Here is a 16,272-nt window from a genome sequence, read left to right on the forward strand (position 1 = left end):
ATTCCATGATAGACAGCGAATTCCTGCAAAAGGGGAAAGATTATGATGAACTGCCAGATGTACATATCATCTATATAAGTGAGACAGACCTATGGAAGGCAGGGAGGACAACCTATTCTGTTAAGAAGTTTTTTGAAGGTACGGATACCGTATATGAAGACGGAGTAACTATATTATATGTGAATGCAGCAATCGACGATGGCACAGAGACCGCCCGGATGATGAAGTATTTTAAAGAAACAGATCCTGAAGACACCAGCCAGGGTATGCTGTCAAAACGGGTACATTTTTTGAAGTGCGAGGAAGGAGGCCATGATACTATGTGTGAAGTAATGGAGCAATTTATAGAATTAGGCAGAGAAGAAGGATTGGAAATCGGACGGGAACAAGGAATTCTTAACCTGGTTGATGCGTTCAGGGAAGTCGGAATATCTGATCAGATTATATTGCAAAAAATGCAGGATAAATTCAAACTGACGAGAGAAGAAGCCGAAGCATACCTAAAAAACAAGAAAATTTAATGTGAGAAAGGAAAACTGTATCCCGATTGTATGACGCAGATTTTAAGGAAGCAGAATCTTGAGCTTGTCTTTCAATAAAGCCAGCACCAATAATCCAGTAAGCTGTATCTGGTTTATTGGTGCTGGCCTCTTTATATCAGCTTTCTATTCCATTATCCCATACAGGGATGATGACCATATGCATCCATATTATTTTTAGAAGGATCTTTCATGCACATATGAATGGCTGATTTTTTAAATGTCATAGGAAGGGCAAGGATATTTGGAGTCTCTCCCACAAACTTTTTCTTGGCGTCTTCCAAAGCTTCTTCAAAGGTTTCCCTTGTTTTAAGCCCCATTCCTCTTGCGTATCCCGGCTCCTGTGCACCTACAATGTATATGGCGCTGGTGTTCATTTCTGCAATATGGGCACATGACATCATGGAAAATCCATGGAAGGGATGAAATGCATTGGTAAACCGGTATTTGCGGATATACTCCTCATTAGCGGCAAAATACTCCCCAAGCCGGTTCATATCCGGCAGCGTATTCATATGATCGTGCTGGAATAAATCATACAATTCCCTGAGATAAGGCCACAGTTCATCATGGAAATAGCCGTTGCAGGTAGAAGCACATATAATCACGCATTTATCGCTCAGCACTCTCTTATAACGGAGAACCTGAGCACTTAAAGCCTGCATCATCATAATCGGATTGGTTCCCATTCCATCTCCATAGTGGAACTTCTGAGGCATACCGAACACAACCACATCATATTTCTTCTCCGCCCAATGGACATACGTCCTTTTATCTGCGATCTTCCAGCTCTCCGCCATCATTTCCTTTGCATAACCGGAGAAAATGGCAATCTGCCTGGAATTGGTATCCAGAACCGCATCACAGCAGAAGAAGGGGTGTCCCATAGCCTTTTCCATATGCATGCTGATTTCATCAAATTTATTTCGCATCAGACTTCCTGCATTGACCGGAGTGAAATCCTTTCTGTGCATAACAGAAGGAACATGGTGGCTGGCTATGCTTCTCCAATTGGTAATTCCCGTGGCGCTGTGTTTATAACCGCCGGAGTATCCTCCATAGGGATTGCCCTGCACATGGCCGATGAGGATGGGAATATCACTGTCAAATACAAACTTGTTCATTACAACAGGATCACCTCTGTCTGTAAAGCCCAAATCCATCATATTCTCCTGGTCTTCGCTGTCATGGCTGATGATCTGGCCTGTATGCCAGAACTCATCAAACAATTCCTTTCCAAAAATGGCTTTCGCATCGGACTCTTTGCTTCTGGGATGAAGGCCGTTGGAAATGATGAACATAACATCCTTTTTCTCCACCCCTGCTGCATATAATTCCTTTAACATGCACTTGATGCTGACTTTTCTATGACTCGTCTCCTGCTCTCCGCCTTTTACCCTGTCCGGAATAACAAAAGTCACTGTGCTTCCCTTGCGGGCAAGTTCTGTCAGCGTGGGCATTCCAATCGGATGAGCAAGGCTTTCCTCATAAGCTTTGATCAGCTCGCCTTCCGGAATGTAATCAGGGTCTTTTACCGTCTCTCCAGGGATAAAAACATCCGTGTTATCAGGCAGCTCTGCTGCAAGAGTGCCATGCCCGTATTCAAATTCTAATTTCATGATTTTCCCTCCCCGCCTAAATATAAGTCTACAATTTCCAGATACTCTTCCGGATAAAATCCGATCTCTCCCTGAAATCTGGTCAGGGCAATCAAGCCGCCGTCAATGCTGGAGACAGATGCAAGCATTTCTGCATTTTCTTTCTTAAGTCCGCCTCCGTAAACCACCTGTATGCCGGCAACTTTCTCTTTTACAAAGCTGGCTATTTTTTCAATATATTCTTTTCCGGCAGGTGTCTTCCCCGGTCCAATGGACCAGATGGGCTCATAAGCAATCACAACCTTTGAGGTATCCACATCACAAAGCCCGATGGTAAGCTGTTCCTCCAATACCTCCTGCCAGTTTTCCAACTCACTTTCCTTTTCTCCGATGCAGTATAATACCTTCATGTCCTGTCCGATTGCCGCCTGAACCTCTTTATTTAAAAGTCGGTTCACTGCCGCGGAATCGGTAACACCTGCTTCAGCCAGCACCTGAGAAAGCTGCTGCCTTTCTTCACAATGCCCGATCAGCACTTGGGAACATCCTGCTGCCTTTGCCGCCGCTGCCGGAAGGGAAGTGGTTAAAGCTCCAAAGTTTGCGCCCTTTTTCACATCCGTTCTGCCCACTCCCTGACAGCCTATTTCCGGCTGCTCTTCGCCTGCAGTTTCCTTAAGAGCACTGAGAATGTGCATTTCCGGCATGAAAAAAGTGAATTCTGCCTTATGTCCGTATTTTTTAATGCCGTCTTTTACGTTTTTTAAAATATAACTTCCCCAGTCCTGGATATCCGCAATGCCGTTGACACCGTCAAAGCTTCTGGGAACATCAAATCGTTTTAGGTTAACATAAATCTTTTTCATATCTGCTTCTCCCGTCTGCTGTCTTTGATATTAATAAAGCTTTGCAGCTTCTCTCCCACCAGGGGCCTGCACCACTTTGAAAATGCTTCTGTCACGTCATTGCCTCTCTCATTGATGTATTCAGCCGGAAGGGTCTTTTCATACATCATAACCTGATCAATGGGAATCTCAATGAATCTGGTTTCATAGGACTGATCCGGTGTTTCCACTCTCTCGATTCCAACCATGATCCCGCTTTTCCCCTGAACTGCCAGCCTGAGAGCCATTTCACCGGTTTCCCTGGCTTCCTCACGGTCAACCTCTGACTGCCATGCAATAGAAGACCGGCCTGCCAGTCCCGGCTTCTCGCTCCTGGCTTTAATCCCCAGCTCCTTCACAACCAAATTGGCAAGATGTGTGCTGACATCTCCGTAATACACGGCTCGTTCTGTTTTAAAAATGGGTTCCACAATGGGGTTACCATCTTTCCCTTTTAAGCCTTCACTGGCGACTACCACAACTCCGCCCAATTCATCATACAGCTTTTTCACATCCTCCAGAAATTCTTCCTGGCAGAAAGGCCTCTCCGGCGTGTAAATGAGATGAGGAGCATCGCCTGCCTTTTCTCTTGCCAGAACCGAAGACGCTGCAATCCAGCCTGAATTTCTTCCAAGGGATTCAATGACGCACACATGAATAGGCAGGGATTTTACATCCTCTGCAATTTCCCTCACAGTGCCTGCCATATATCTTGCCGCACTTCCAAAGCCGGGAGTATGGTCTGTAATAGCAATGTCATTGTCAATTGTTTTGGGAATCCCCACCACCTTTACATCTGTATTTCCAAGGGCCACACATGCCCTGTTAATCCGCCCGCAGGTATCCATGGTTCCATTTCCCCCGTTGGGCAGAAGGTAGCTGATTCCGTATTTTCCGATGATCTTAGCCATTTCTTCATACTGTTCCTCTGTCAGCGGAAATCTGGAAGAACCGATAGCAGAGCCGGGAGTGGAAAGCAGTTTTTTCAATTCGTTTTCGTCAATGGTCATAAGGTCAACAAGGTCTTCTTTTAAAATCCCTTCCATGCCTCCCATTGCTCCGTATACTGCACCAATATCGCCATGTCTCTTAGCTTCCTGGACCACACCGTACAGAGATGCATTCATGACCGGAGTAGGCCCTCCGCCATGTACTACCAATACATTCTTTTTCATGTTATTTATATAACTCCTTCATTTCCTCAAGACTTTTGCATTCTACAAGGGACGCTTTTCCGTAAGACCCAAACTGGACAATCAGGGTTCCAACCACTTCCTTCACCCCTTTTTCCATTGCAGTCACGATTTTTTCCACATCCCCGTCAGGAATGTTTCCATACATGACCGTATCCATAATCGGAGTGACAAATACTCTGGGATCAAATGCTTCCTTTTTCTCCTCCAGCAGCCGGTATATGGCTCCCACAGAAGGGCTGGTTTTCAGGCTCTCTTCTCTGTGGAATAATTCTCTGAAATTTCTGGTAACGGCAAGCCGGATATCGGAATCCACATTGATTTTATTAATTCCGCACTGGATAGCCTCTAAAAGCTGTTCAATGGCAATTCCATTAGCATTGCCGATCTGCCCACCTAAACCGTTGATTTCATTGACAATATATTCCGGCACCGTGGAAGAGCCGTGTGATACAAGACCTCCTTCAATGCCTTCGTGCCTCATGCATTCCCGGATTGCCAGGGGAATTTCTTTTCTCAATCTCACATTGGCTCCCTTTGATGCACCATGCATGGTTCCGTATGAGATCGCCAGAGCATCCACCTGTGTTTTCTTGAAAAACTCAACTGCTTTTAAGGGATTGGTATATGTGGATTCTTTGGAAAATACGTGGTCTTCCACACCCGCCAGAACCCCCAGTTCTCCTTCTACGCTCACCCCTCTTGCATGGGCATATTTCACCACTTCCCTTGTAAGCTCCACGTTCCGGTCAAAATCCAGGGAAGAACCGTCGATCATAACAGACGTATATCCTCCGTCAATAGCGGCTTTGCAGGAGTCAAAATCCCTTCCGTGGTCCAGATGCAGTACAATAGGAATCGATGCATGCTCTCCATACTTTCTGACCGCATCACCGATCAGTTTCGCACCTCTTTTTTTGTCTTCCAGGGTTGCCTTGGCAAAATCCGTGCAGCCTCCCATAAATCCATTGGCCAGATCGGCTCCCTGGAGAATTGCCGGGGAACGGAACATCTCATGGACTTCAATCACTGCTTTGGCCTGTGCCACCGCATTGACATTAAAAGCTCCCTGTCCGTAATGATATTTGTCACTTGCGTCTATCAGCGGTTTTAACGGAATTAATGGCATTTTTCATTTCTCCTCCTGATTGGTATATTTCTTGCACTATTTGATAATAAAATCTTAGCATTTTGCCCAACAACATTCAAGGTTTTTTTACTCAAACGTTTGCACAAGCAAAAATGTGTGATATAATTAATTAGTAAAGCATCAAACTTACAAAAAGGAAGCAGTGAAACATCTATATAAAAACTGTTGATTTTAATAATTTCATACGAAAAGGGGGAATTTCAATGACATTAAAAGACATTGCCCAAGAGGCTGGCGTTTCCATATCAACTGTCTCACGGGTTATCAACGATACCAACTCAAAAGCGGCCAGCAAAGAGGTCCGGGAACGGATCTGGAACATTGTAAGGCGGACCGGATACATGCCCAACATGTCCGCTAAAAATTTAAAGCAGGGAACTGATGTAAAAAAAGCAAAGTCCCGTTCACTCTCATGCTTGTTTGCCCGGACTCCCGACCCCAATGATCCCTTTTTTTCCACAATCGCCAGAAGCGTTGAGGTGGAGGCATATAAACACGATTACATCATGAAGCTTTCCTTTACCTCCATCGATATCACAAAGCCGGAAACATGCCGGTTGATTTTAAATAATGACGTGAGCGGGGTCGTTATCCTGGGAAGGTGCGATAAGGCCACATTAAAATTCTTAAGAACCCATTTTAACCATGTGGTATACACCGGATTGAATGAAATTGACGCAAATTTTGACCAAATTTTGTGCAGCGGTTACCAGGCCAGTTTGTGTGCCATGGACCATCTGATCAGCCTGGGACATAAGCATATCGGATATTTAGGAGAAACCGCTTCAGAAAACCGCTATCTGGGATATAAGGCTGCACTGGAGACACACGGGCTGCCTTACGATAAAAACTACGTCTTATCTGCGGAGCTGACTTCCAGCAGCGGCTATAGCGGAGCAAAAAAACTTTTGGAGCAGCAGCCCGGTTTAACTGCCATATTCTGCGGCAATGATATGACTGCCATCGGAGCCATGCGTGCCATCAGGGACTGCGGTTTAAAAATACCAAGAGATATTTCCGTGATAGGAATCGACGATATTGATACAGCTCAGTATTTATCCCCCATGCTGACCACTGTTCATATTCCAATAGAAGAAATGGGCCAGTATGCTGCGAAAACTATCATAGACCGGATCAACGGCGGGCATACGATTCCCATTAAAATAAATTTCCCATGCTATTTGGCAAAGCGGGATAGCTGCGCGACGCCTTCAAGGTAATGTCTCATGTAAAAGGGGCTTAATTCCTGCTGGTCAGCGCCTCAGAGGACAAGAAACTTTCTTGTGAAAAGAAATCCTCAGCCTGAATTTCAATGGGATGACTTAGGGGAAAAGCAGGTGTTTGACACTGCACAATATAAATTCAGAATCCATGGTTATCATTCAGATAAAAACAAATATTCTATGTTCAGCTCATGTATTATCTGAATGACTTCTTTGGTACGGGTGCAGCCAAACTTATTTAAAAGCCCCTTCACCTGTGTCTTTATTGTGCTGTCCTCCACATTTCGAATTCCAGCAATTTGATTCACCTTACACCCCTGTAACAACAGCCTTATCAACTCCCTCTCCGTTGGAGTCAATTTCGAAACACTGTTAATGAAAAACAGGAGACTTCTTTCGCTTTTTTGAAGCCTTACAAACTCCTGCAGGATAGTTTCATGAATGTTTTCCTGCATAACCGGACGGCCTTCATATGAACGGCGTATATGATAAAGCATTTCCTGATTTTCACATCCCTTTATCAGATAATCCGATGCCCCCGTCCCCATTGCGGCCACTATGACTTCCTTTGTTTCATGTGCTGTTAGAAAAATAATATTTGCTTCCGGATTCTTTTTTCTGATTTTTTGTGTGGCAATGATGCCCGCGTTCATTGCTTCCATTTCAATATCCATCAAAATAAGATCATAACTGATATTTTCTGCCAGATAGATGATTTCTTTTGCACTGGAGGCTTCTCCCACAACTTCCATATCAGGCTGGCTGTTGATGAGTTCACTCATGTCTTCGCGCAATAACGAAAAGTCCTCAGCAATCAAAATTTTTATTTTCCTGCTCAAAACAATTCCCTCCCCTTTTACATTTTATTTTTGCATTGTACTGTATCAGGCAAATTAATTACTGGTACTTAGGCAATAAGATGTAAAAGCTGCTTCCTTTTCCCTTCCTGCTCTCCACTCTTAAGGAACCAAAATGGCTTTTTACGATCTCTCTTACATAATACAATCCCATTCCCCAGTTATAATTGGAATTTTTACTGGAGTAAAAGGGCTCGAATATTTTTTTTGTATGACTTTTATCCATACCACATCCATTATCCCTTATTTCAATAACCGTATATAATCTCTCATTATGGCATAGCAGTGCTACTTCTCCTTCTTCCTTCCTTTCCGAACTTAATACAGCTTCCTGTGCATTAATCAGTAAATTATATAAAGCCTCACATAAATGAACCTTATCAGCCAGAATTACCGTTTCAGCCCCTGCATCAATATGCACGCAGGCATCCGGATATTTCTTCCGAAAAAGTTCCAGGGTATATTCCATAATTTCTTTCACGCTGACAGGTACCATATAAATTGCATTTGACTTTGCACACCGGTACAATTCTTCCATCCTGCCCAGCATCAGGTTATTGACCTCTTCCAATGTGGTTATATATTCTCTTAACTTCTGTACATCTACCTCTGGCTGTCCATATAACTGGTCGATACGTTTATATACCACCTTGTTGGATAACAACTGATTCTTCATACTGTGTACAAACACAGATACTCCGACTTTTACAGAATCAAATTTACGCTCCATCACCACATCTTCTTTATTATCCATGTAAGTTCTTCTGGTGAAACGAAACAAACTGTAAAAGCCAAGAATGCAGCAGATTACACTGATAATCACCAAGGTCAAATAGCTAAGCAGAGATGGATTTACCTGCATGTACCCGATTCCCTTACTCCAGGAATATGTATACCAGTAAAAACGATACACTTGTCCCGGGTCCTGTCTATAGTACAGATAATATATTCCGGACAGGGCAAACAGACATATCATAATTTGGCTGAATTGCTTTTTACAGAACTTCATTGTAATTGATTTGAATTCATAAAGCAGAAGAAAGGCAGCTATGAGTAGATATGATGTCATCCAGAACAATGTCCCATTCACAAGGATGATCTGAACCGTGGGGCTGTCCGATGTAATAAACCGATATATCCCGGGATAATAAAGGATCAGAGTTATGACAGGCAATACAGAAACGCCCCTGGTTATCCACTGCTTTCTTCTAATAACAGGAATCATGGAATAATTCATGGCAAGCTTTATTAAAAAATAAGGAAACAGGGTTCTCCCCAATGCAATCAGGTATCCCATCTGGTTTAATGTTATTAGGAAATATTGTATTTCGTTTTTTATTCTCCTGGAGAAGTAAAACAGGCTTATTATTTCCGGCGAAATACCGCCTTTCTTTGCTATGAATAACATAACTCCGCAAATTTCCAGCATCAGACTTAAACACAATCCGAAAAGATACATGGATTCCTTACTTTTCTTCAAAAACAAAATTAACATGGAGGCTATCACAAGACCGACCGCAAGTATAATTAACACTTCCAGATTCCTCACTTTCCATGATTTATGATTTCTTCATTTTACCACACCGGCAGAAGAATATATATTACCTTTGGATTTTTCTTCCCTGAACAAACACTTCAAATATGTCATTCTTTTCATCCAGAACAACAATATCTGCATCTTTGCCATCTTCCAAAGATCCTTTTTTATCGTATACATCTACCAGTTTTGCCGGATTTTCAGTCAAAAGAGGAAGTACCTCCTCCAGCGGCCTTCCGGTAAAAGCAAGTAAATTTTTTAAAGCAACATTCTGTGTTAATGTACTTCCAGCACGGGTTCCGTCTTCCAGCCTGGCATCCCCATCTTTAACAATGACATGATTTACCCCTAACCGGTACTGTCCGTCAGGCAGCCCTGCTGCCATAATGGAATCCGTAACTGCAATAACCTTATCCAGCCCCTTAGTCTTAATCAATAAACGCACAACTCCCGGATGTAAATGTCTTCCATCACAAATTGCTTCGCAATAAATATCTGATTCCAATACAGCTCCCATAATGGCTGGAAAATGCTGGTGCATCAATTTCATCGCATTAAAGGTGTGGGTACATGCAGACACACCATTGTGAATGGCCCTCCAGCTGGTGTCATAATCTGCACCGGAATGCCCTATAGCCACTGCCATTCCAAGCTTTATCATCTCAGGAATATCATCCACAATGCCTTTTACTTCCGGTGATATGGTAATGTATTTAATATCTCCCCCGGCTCGTCTCTGATATTCTCTCAACAGAGGCATATTGGGCATCTGCAGCAAATGTTCCGGCATGGCCCCCTTATACATGCTGCACAAAAATGGTCCTTCCAAATGGATTCCTAATAAGTCAGCTCCTTTATGTTCCATATTTTTATGCTTTTTAAATTCATCAATGAATCGTTTCGTTTGTTCCTCCGTATCCGTAAGTACAGAAGCCAGCCAGGAAGTTGTTCCGCACCGCGCCACAGCTTTGCATATTGTTTCCAACCCTTCTGCCGCCGCCCCATTGACATCCACCCCTGCCGCTCCATGAGAGTGTATGTCAATAAAACCCGGTACCACCTTTTTACCCGAAACATCAATTATTCCGGCCCCTTCGGGAAGCTTTTTATCTGCCGGAAACAATCTTATCTTCCCATTATAGACTCCGACTGTCATTTCTACAAAGGTATGATTGATATAAACTTTTCCGTTTTTTAAATAGTAATCAAACATAAGCTTCTCCTTATTCCGGAAGGTCTGCTACAAATTCCGTAAGCTGGATATTAATATTCTTATGGTCCTGTAACAGACTTACCGGAAAATGCGCACTTTTTTCCCCATAAGCAGCATGTCTTACAACAGCCCTATGCCAGTCTCTAAAACATCCCAGCCGGATTTTTCTTGCCTGTGAAATTTCGCTGAACCCAACCGTAATGCAGTATTGAGGCATGTCATCCAGAGCTCCATTTAAAGCACCAATTGAATTGACTGCTCTTGTTTCTTTTGCAATTTTAAGTACTCTCGTTTTCAGTTTTAAAAATTCTTCAGGACTTAATTCATCCGAAGCTTCATTAAATGCCACATGACCATTAATACCTATTCCTCCAAAGCATATATCCACGCCGCCCAGAGCCTCAATTAATTCCGGTATACGGGCAATATTATCCGGATCCGGAAAAACACGCTGAGCTTCCGGCATCACCAATTCCCCGCTTATTTTAGAATACACCATACGGTCCATAAAACCACGAAAACTAAGCCGATGTTCCTTGGGAATCCACTGTCTGTCATCAGTTAAATATTCATCCATATTAATAAACCAAACGTTCTTTAAACTGACTTTTTCCTTATTAACCAGTTCTATAAAATACGTATACTGTCCCACTGGTCCTACAGGGCATATAAATACGGTCTTCTCTCCCCTCATATTTTTTTCTTTGATCTCTGCCAGCATTTCTTCGGCCATTGCCTTGAATACAGCTTCATTATTTTCTCTGACAATAAGAGGAATCTTTGGACTTTTCAACAGCTCTTCCTTGTTATAATAATAGTAATTATGATACATATTCTCTCCTTTGCTTCATAGCTTTCATGGTTTCATCAACTGTTTTTATAGTAGGAATAGAGCTGCCTTTCAGCAACCCTATCCCCCGCATAACTGCCGTTTTTTATCAAAAACTTCCAGACTTTAATATTCTCCGGCTTCGGTCATAACATCTAACATAACATAATCTGAAACAGCCGGATTTTTTCCTACAGCTCCTGATTCAACAAAATTGGCTTTCTGTAATTCATAGTATTTTTCCACTTCACCATTGGCTGCTCCCCCGGCAACCACTTTTCCGGTTAACCATTCCGCATCACCGCGCTGCTCATACACTGTTTTTACATCCTGCGCTGTCTGCTTTGCAATTAATTCAGAAGTTTCCTCATAGTGATCATTTGCCGCATAATCCATTGCTTTGAATAGTGCACGTGTAAACCTTACTAATACATCTCTGTTTTCTTTTGCATAACCAGGCATTGCAATCCAGCTTGCCAGTGATACTGTCTTGTCGGAAAATGTAAGGTTATCTGTTAACTTTGTTGCCTTAGGCATTTCTTCCAAAATCTTCAGACTGTTAGGTGACCAGGTGGCACATGCGTCAACACCTCCGGATAACATTGCCGTAACAATTGCAGAAGCATCCATATCCACCGCTTCAATGTCATCCATAGTCATGCCCGCCTTTTTCAATGAATTGAGAAGAATATCCTCACTGGAGCTTCCGGATGAATATGCCACCTTTTTTCCTTTCAGGTCTTCAACAGAAAGAATGCCTTCTCCGCCGATCAGGGCATCGCCATTAGAAATATGGGATAAAGCAAAAATGGTTGCCTGTCCTTCAATACAAAGCCTATGGGCTCCCTGTCCAATATAACCAATATCAATGCTTCCCGATTCCATAGCCGCTATAATTGTTGGTCCATCCTGGAATTCCGTTAACTTAACTGTAATTCCCTCTTCTTCCATATAGCCCTGTGCTATAGCATTTTCAATTGCCCAAAGACTCCCATAATTAGGCATATACGCAACAGAGACCGTGACCGGCTTCTGAACTTCTGCTGATTCCTGGGCTTCTTTTTCTGCTGCCGTTCCTTCATTCTTTGTCTGTGAAATCTCTGCTGAAGTCACTTCAGGGGCAGCCTCCTTCTTACCTCCGCAGCCAATCAATGCGCCTGCTGCCAATGATGTTACCAATAACAACCCCAATACCTTTTTCCTCATACCAATCCTTCCTCCTTCATATTATTTTGCAGTATTTTGTTTCCCCAGGCCTTTTACAGCCCAGTGTTCCATGCCTTATTTTAATATTCCTTCAGGTGTATCCTTACTTTCTTACCTCCAGATATTCCTGATACACCTGACTCCAGATATAATTTTTTAACTCCAGAAACTTTGGTGCCATTTTTACTTCCTGATTACGCGGATAGGGAATATCAACATCCACAATTTCCTTAATACAGCCGGGTCTTGCACTCATGATGATCACCTTTCCTCCCAGGATGATGGCCTCATCTACATCATGTGTAATAAAGAAACATGTCTTTTTTTCCTTTTCCCAGGTCTCGAGAAGTTCCTGTTGAAGCTGTGTTCTTGTCTGGGCATCCAATGCCCCGAAAGGTTCATCCATTAAAAGGATGGAGGGATTCACCGCATATGCTCTTGCTATGGCAACTCTTTGTTTCATGCCGCCGGACAGTTCCTTGGGATAGTGGTTCGCAAAATCCTCCAACTGTACCATCTTGATATACTTCATGGCAATATCTTCTGCTTCTTTCCCTTTGATTCCCTTTATTTTCAGTCCAAACATAACATTCTTCTTGACAGTCAGCCACGGAAATAAGGCGTACTGCTGGAATACAACTCCCCGTTCCGTTCCTGTTCCGTGTATCTCTTTTCCATCGCACAGAACGCGGCCAGAGGTTGGTTCTGATAGCCCTGCAATAATGTTCAGCAGCGTCGATTTACCGCATCCGGAAGGTCCCACCACAGAAATAAATTCATTTTCTTTAATATCGAGGCTCACACCGTTTAAGGCAATCATTTCCCCGTTTCTGGTATTAAAAACCTTCCTGACATTGTCAATTCTGACTTTTACACTTCCCTCTTCTCCTGCCATCCGGTAAACCTCCTCTCCAGAAACTTAACTAATTTTTCTATTAACATTCCAATGATGCCAATGGTTATAATATATAAAAGCATGGGAGCAGATTCAAAACTGTTATTCAGCGAACGGATCCTCATCCCCAGGCCCGCTACAGCGCCCGTAGATTCCGCTGCAATCAGTGTGGTCAGTGCAGTGGAGCTTCCCAGCCTGATGGCTGTTATAATAAACGGCAGTGTGGCCGGTGCAATTACCTTAAAGAAAATATGTCTGTCACTGGCCCCCAGTACCCTGGCTGCTTTTATTAATGTTTCATCCACATTGACAACACCCTGGTAAATTGTAATTGCCATAATAAGAAATGTGGCAATTGTAATAACAATAATCTGAGGTTTCCGTCCTACACCCGCCGATATTACAACCAGCGGCACATATGCCAGAGGCGGAATATTACGGACAAACTGGATCCATGGTTCGATTATATTTCTGACAGGCGCATACCAGGCCATTAAAACGGCAACAGGCAGGGACAATACAAATCCAATTCCAAAGCCGGCCATTACTGAAATCAGACTGCTTCCCATATCTGCCCAAAATACCCCTCGTGAAATCATGGTTTCCAGGGACTGAAACGTAAGAATTATATTAGGAAAACTTCGTGCGGTCTTTGGATTCAATGACAAGAGATACCATAAAATCATCGCCGTCATAAATGATATCAACAGCCAGGCTATTTTAGGAATTTTGTCGGTCTTTTTCCTATTATTCATAATTCTCTCCTTATCTTTTCATTCTCTTTGTGATAAGGCTATTTTAACATGTTAATCAGAATTAATAAGGTTGATCTTTTTTCATACTTTTTCTTAGATATAAATAAAAGGAATTTAACAGAAAATAAAAAAGGCACTTTAATATGTGCCTTTTGGATATACAAGGAATAAGCAGAATAAGGAAGGGGATCATCTTTATAAACAGGCAATAATCCCTGGGTCAAATTGCCGAGAATTTAACAATATTATAAATATTAATTCCTATAATTACCACCAACAACCCAATAAATAATTTAGTTACTGCTTTTTCATCGATTCTCTTATTGATAATACTTCCAATATTTCCACCTAATATACCGCCTCCTACCATTAGCAGGGCATATATCATGTTCACTTCCGGCATGGTTCCTGTAAGAGAAACCTGAATTAAGCTGGCAATCTGTGAAAACATAATGATGTAAAGGGAATTAAATGCAGCTTCTTTTGTCCTCATGGAAAAGAAGTATTCCAGAGCGATCAGGTTCATAGGACCTCCGCCTATACCCAGAAAGCTGGACATAATACCCAGGATCAATCCTACGGAAACCAGCACTCCTCTGCTCTTATACTGCTTTGTCTTAATTCTTGATTTCAGCAGAGTATAAATCAGGGTTGATGCTGTAATGACCAGCAAAACAGCTGCCTGTACCATCCCGATCAGTGTCTCATTGCCTGCATAATCCTTCAGCATCTGAAAGCCGATCTTCCCTGTCACTCCTCCGGCTACCGCACCAAGAGCCAGCAAAGAAGACATTTTAATATCCAGTCTGGTATTTCCTGACTTAATATTTTTAAATACCGAAACCACTGCCATGGAAAGAACTGTGCAGCCTGAAAGGAAACTGATGGCCGACACACTCATAATTCCCGTTGCATCTAAAACCGGTTTTATAATCACACCTCCTCCAATGCCGCAAATGGCTCCAACAGCGGAAGAAAGCAGACTGACTGCAAATACGATAATCATTAATCCATACATGAAAAATCCCTCCATTTGGTATTATACCTTATATGGAGGAATAAGGCATTAACTTTTTGCTCAAACGTTTTCTAAGATTATTGGCGGCAGTGAAAACTACATAAAATATCTATTTTAAAAATCATAAACATTTACGAGCGTTCGGAGAATAAAACTACTACCTTCATTAATTTTTTTATGATAGATCAGTAGTCAAAAAAGTATCAAAATACGATTATTTTGGTGCCGATAAAGTGTCGACGGTCAGCAGGGTGATGTTCAGCGGGTCAAGTATTTTATTTTTCGGGTCGTCAAACTTAATCTCGGCACCGTTAGCCAAATCGACACAGGTGTCCAGCATCTTCTTAATGAAGAGGGTGTTGTTCTGAGCGGTAGTCGCTTTCATTTTTCCGTTTTGTATGTTCTTCCGTCCGATCATTTTGCCGTCAACACCCAGCACAATCATATCCGGGTAATCGTCACCCAGCGCCGTGATTGCCGCGTCAGCCAGTGCGTCGTTCATACACGCGATTACGTTCATGTCGTTAATCAATCCGCTGGAAATCCAGTTTTCGACAATATTTTGAGCTTCGGTGGCAGACCAGTTGTCAGCTAAGGCATAGCCTTCCTCGCTGTCGGCAACAAACTTAGCGGAGGGGCAAGTCTCCGAATGGCGTTTAATTAGAATATACATTCAGTTTCCTCCCAATGAATAGGTATTTGTGTTCACTATGGTTCTCATTATGGCAAACCAATCTGTAGTTTCCCTGCAGCCAACCTGAAGTTTGTCTGTAGCGGCGAAACAAAAAAGACCGGCAGGGATACCCCTGTCGATCAAAGCGATTAAGTAAGGTTACTAATATCAACCGGGCGGATGCCCCATAACAAAATGACTAAGGTAAAACAGATAGGCAAAACGCAATACTACGCAAACAGTTAATACTAATGCAAGCATATTTACAATCTTAACAGTGTGGTTTTTGAAAATCTTGAATATTACGGCGCTCATACCAATGCCGATTATCCCTCCAAGTGTGTTATCAAGCAAATCAGTTACATCGGTTCTTCCTATTGCAAAAATGAATTGTATGAGTTCAAATGATAAGGATAAACCCATAATCGGAAGCACTTTTTTCATAAAAGACCATTCGTATTTTATCATATAGATATAGATGCCCAAAGGGATAAAAATGAGTATGTTCTGGATGATTTCGCGCAAGAGTATAACTCCGTTTTCGTCGAAAGACCCCTGAAATGGAATCAAGTTAATTACTCGTATCCCGTCTGATATCTTCTCAGAATAAAATGGCAGCTTGAAAAGAATTACTCCTGTCAGCAGCAGTATATATACTATGAACAATACGATTGTAAGGGTATTTCGCTCTTTGCTTTTCATTGT

Annotated in this window: 15 protein-coding genes and 1 pseudogene; 2 read left to right on the forward strand and 14 right to left on the reverse strand. The window is 42.4% G+C overall.

The window, feature by feature from the left end; translation table 11 throughout:
• Positions 1–521 (forward strand): annotated as a pseudogene (locus tag V7M78_RS12805) (hypothetical protein); the annotation flags it as partial.
• Positions 522–673: 152 nt separating this feature from the next.
• On the opposite strand, the gene V7M78_RS12810 reads toward V7M78_RS12805, so the two are convergent.
• From V7M78_RS12810 to V7M78_RS12825, 4 genes are read right to left on the reverse strand one after another with little or no spacing between them, the layout of a single operon-like run.
• A complete protein-coding gene (locus V7M78_RS12810) occupies positions 674–2,158 on the reverse strand; it encodes a lactate racemase domain-containing protein (protein WP_333650113.1) in 1,485 nt (494 codons plus the stop codon).
• Positions 2,155–3,000, reverse strand: a complete 846-nt coding sequence (locus tag V7M78_RS12815) for a triose-phosphate isomerase family protein (protein WP_333650115.1) — start codon at positions 2,998–3,000, stop codon at positions 2,155–2,157. The genes V7M78_RS12810 and V7M78_RS12815 overlap by 4 nt, the downstream gene beginning before the upstream one ends.
• Positions 2,997–4,193 carry a diphosphate--fructose-6-phosphate 1-phosphotransferase gene (locus V7M78_RS12820; protein ID WP_333650117.1) on the reverse strand — a complete coding sequence of 399 codons (1,197 nt, stop codon included), beginning with the start codon at positions 4,191–4,193 and terminating at the stop codon, positions 2,997–2,999. Before V7M78_RS12820 ends, V7M78_RS12815 begins: the two co-directional genes overlap by 4 nt.
• A 1-nt stretch (position 4,194) precedes the next feature.
• Complete coding sequence (locus tag V7M78_RS12825) at positions 4,195–5,340, reverse strand: class II fructose-bisphosphate aldolase (protein WP_333650119.1); 1,146 nt, start codon at positions 5,338–5,340, stop codon at positions 4,195–4,197.
• A 224-nt stretch (positions 5,341–5,564) separates the two neighbouring features.
• Here V7M78_RS12825 and V7M78_RS12830 point away from each other — a divergent pair, with 224 nt between their 5' ends.
• Positions 5,565–6,581 carry a LacI family DNA-binding transcriptional regulator gene (locus tag V7M78_RS12830; protein WP_333650121.1) on the forward strand — a complete coding sequence of 339 codons (1,017 nt, stop codon included), beginning with the start codon at positions 5,565–5,567 and terminating at the stop codon, positions 6,579–6,581.
• A gap of 158 nt (positions 6,582–6,739) precedes the next feature.
• Here V7M78_RS12830 and V7M78_RS12835 read toward each other — a convergent pair whose 3' ends face one another.
• The 10 genes from V7M78_RS12835 to V7M78_RS12880 form a co-directional block, all read right to left on the reverse strand.
• The gene (locus V7M78_RS12835; protein WP_333650123.1) at positions 6,740–7,423 is read right to left on the reverse strand and encodes a response regulator transcription factor; all 684 of its coding nucleotides are present in this window, start codon (positions 7,421–7,423) and stop codon (positions 6,740–6,742) included.
• Positions 7,424–7,481: 58 nt separating this feature from the next.
• On the reverse strand, positions 7,482–8,975 hold the full coding sequence (locus V7M78_RS12840; RefSeq protein ID WP_333650125.1) for a sensor histidine kinase: 1,494 nt from the start codon (positions 8,973–8,975) through the stop codon (positions 7,482–7,484).
• A gap of 67 nt (positions 8,976–9,042) precedes the next feature.
• Positions 9,043–10,191, reverse strand: coding sequence for an N-acetylglucosamine-6-phosphate deacetylase (nagA, locus tag V7M78_RS12845; protein ID WP_333650126.1), 1,149 nt, complete (start codon positions 10,189–10,191; stop codon positions 9,043–9,045).
• A 10-nt stretch (positions 10,192–10,201) separates the two neighbouring features.
• A complete protein-coding gene (locus V7M78_RS12850; RefSeq protein WP_333650128.1) occupies positions 10,202–11,023 on the reverse strand; it encodes a glucosamine-6-phosphate isomerase in 822 nt (273 codons plus the stop codon).
• A gap of 123 nt (positions 11,024–11,146) precedes the next feature.
• Positions 11,147–12,226 (reverse strand): ABC transporter substrate-binding protein, encoded by a 1,080-nt coding sequence (locus tag V7M78_RS12855; RefSeq protein WP_333650130.1) that lies wholly within the window; start codon positions 12,224–12,226, stop codon positions 11,147–11,149.
• A gap of 103 nt (positions 12,227–12,329) precedes the next feature.
• Positions 12,330–13,121: an ABC transporter ATP-binding protein gene (locus tag V7M78_RS12860; protein ID WP_333650132.1), complete on the reverse strand. Its 792-nt coding sequence runs from the start codon at positions 13,119–13,121 to the stop codon at positions 12,330–12,332.
• The gene (locus tag V7M78_RS12865) at positions 13,097–13,876 is read right to left on the reverse strand and encodes an ABC transporter permease (RefSeq protein WP_333650133.1); all 780 of its coding nucleotides are present in this window, start codon (positions 13,874–13,876) and stop codon (positions 13,097–13,099) included. Before V7M78_RS12865 ends, V7M78_RS12860 begins: the two co-directional genes overlap by 25 nt.
• 220 nt (positions 13,877–14,096) lie before the next feature.
• Positions 14,097–14,894, reverse strand: coding sequence for a sulfite exporter TauE/SafE family protein (locus tag V7M78_RS12870; RefSeq protein ID WP_333650135.1), 798 nt, complete (start codon positions 14,892–14,894; stop codon positions 14,097–14,099).
• A 214-nt stretch (positions 14,895–15,108) separates the two neighbouring features.
• A complete protein-coding gene (locus V7M78_RS12875) occupies positions 15,109–15,567 on the reverse strand; it encodes a substrate-binding domain-containing protein (protein ID WP_333650137.1) in 459 nt (152 codons plus the stop codon).
• 168 nt (positions 15,568–15,735) lie between these two features.
• Entirely contained in the window at positions 15,736–16,269 is a 534-nt protein-coding gene (locus V7M78_RS12880; protein WP_333650139.1) for a VanZ family protein, read from the reverse strand.
• Positions 16,270–16,272 lie beyond the last annotated feature (3 nt).

Origin of the sequence: Lacrimispora sp. (genome assembly GCF_036758025.1) — a bacterium.
Classification (GTDB): domain Bacteria; phylum Bacillota; class Clostridia; order Lachnospirales; family Lachnospiraceae; genus Lacrimispora.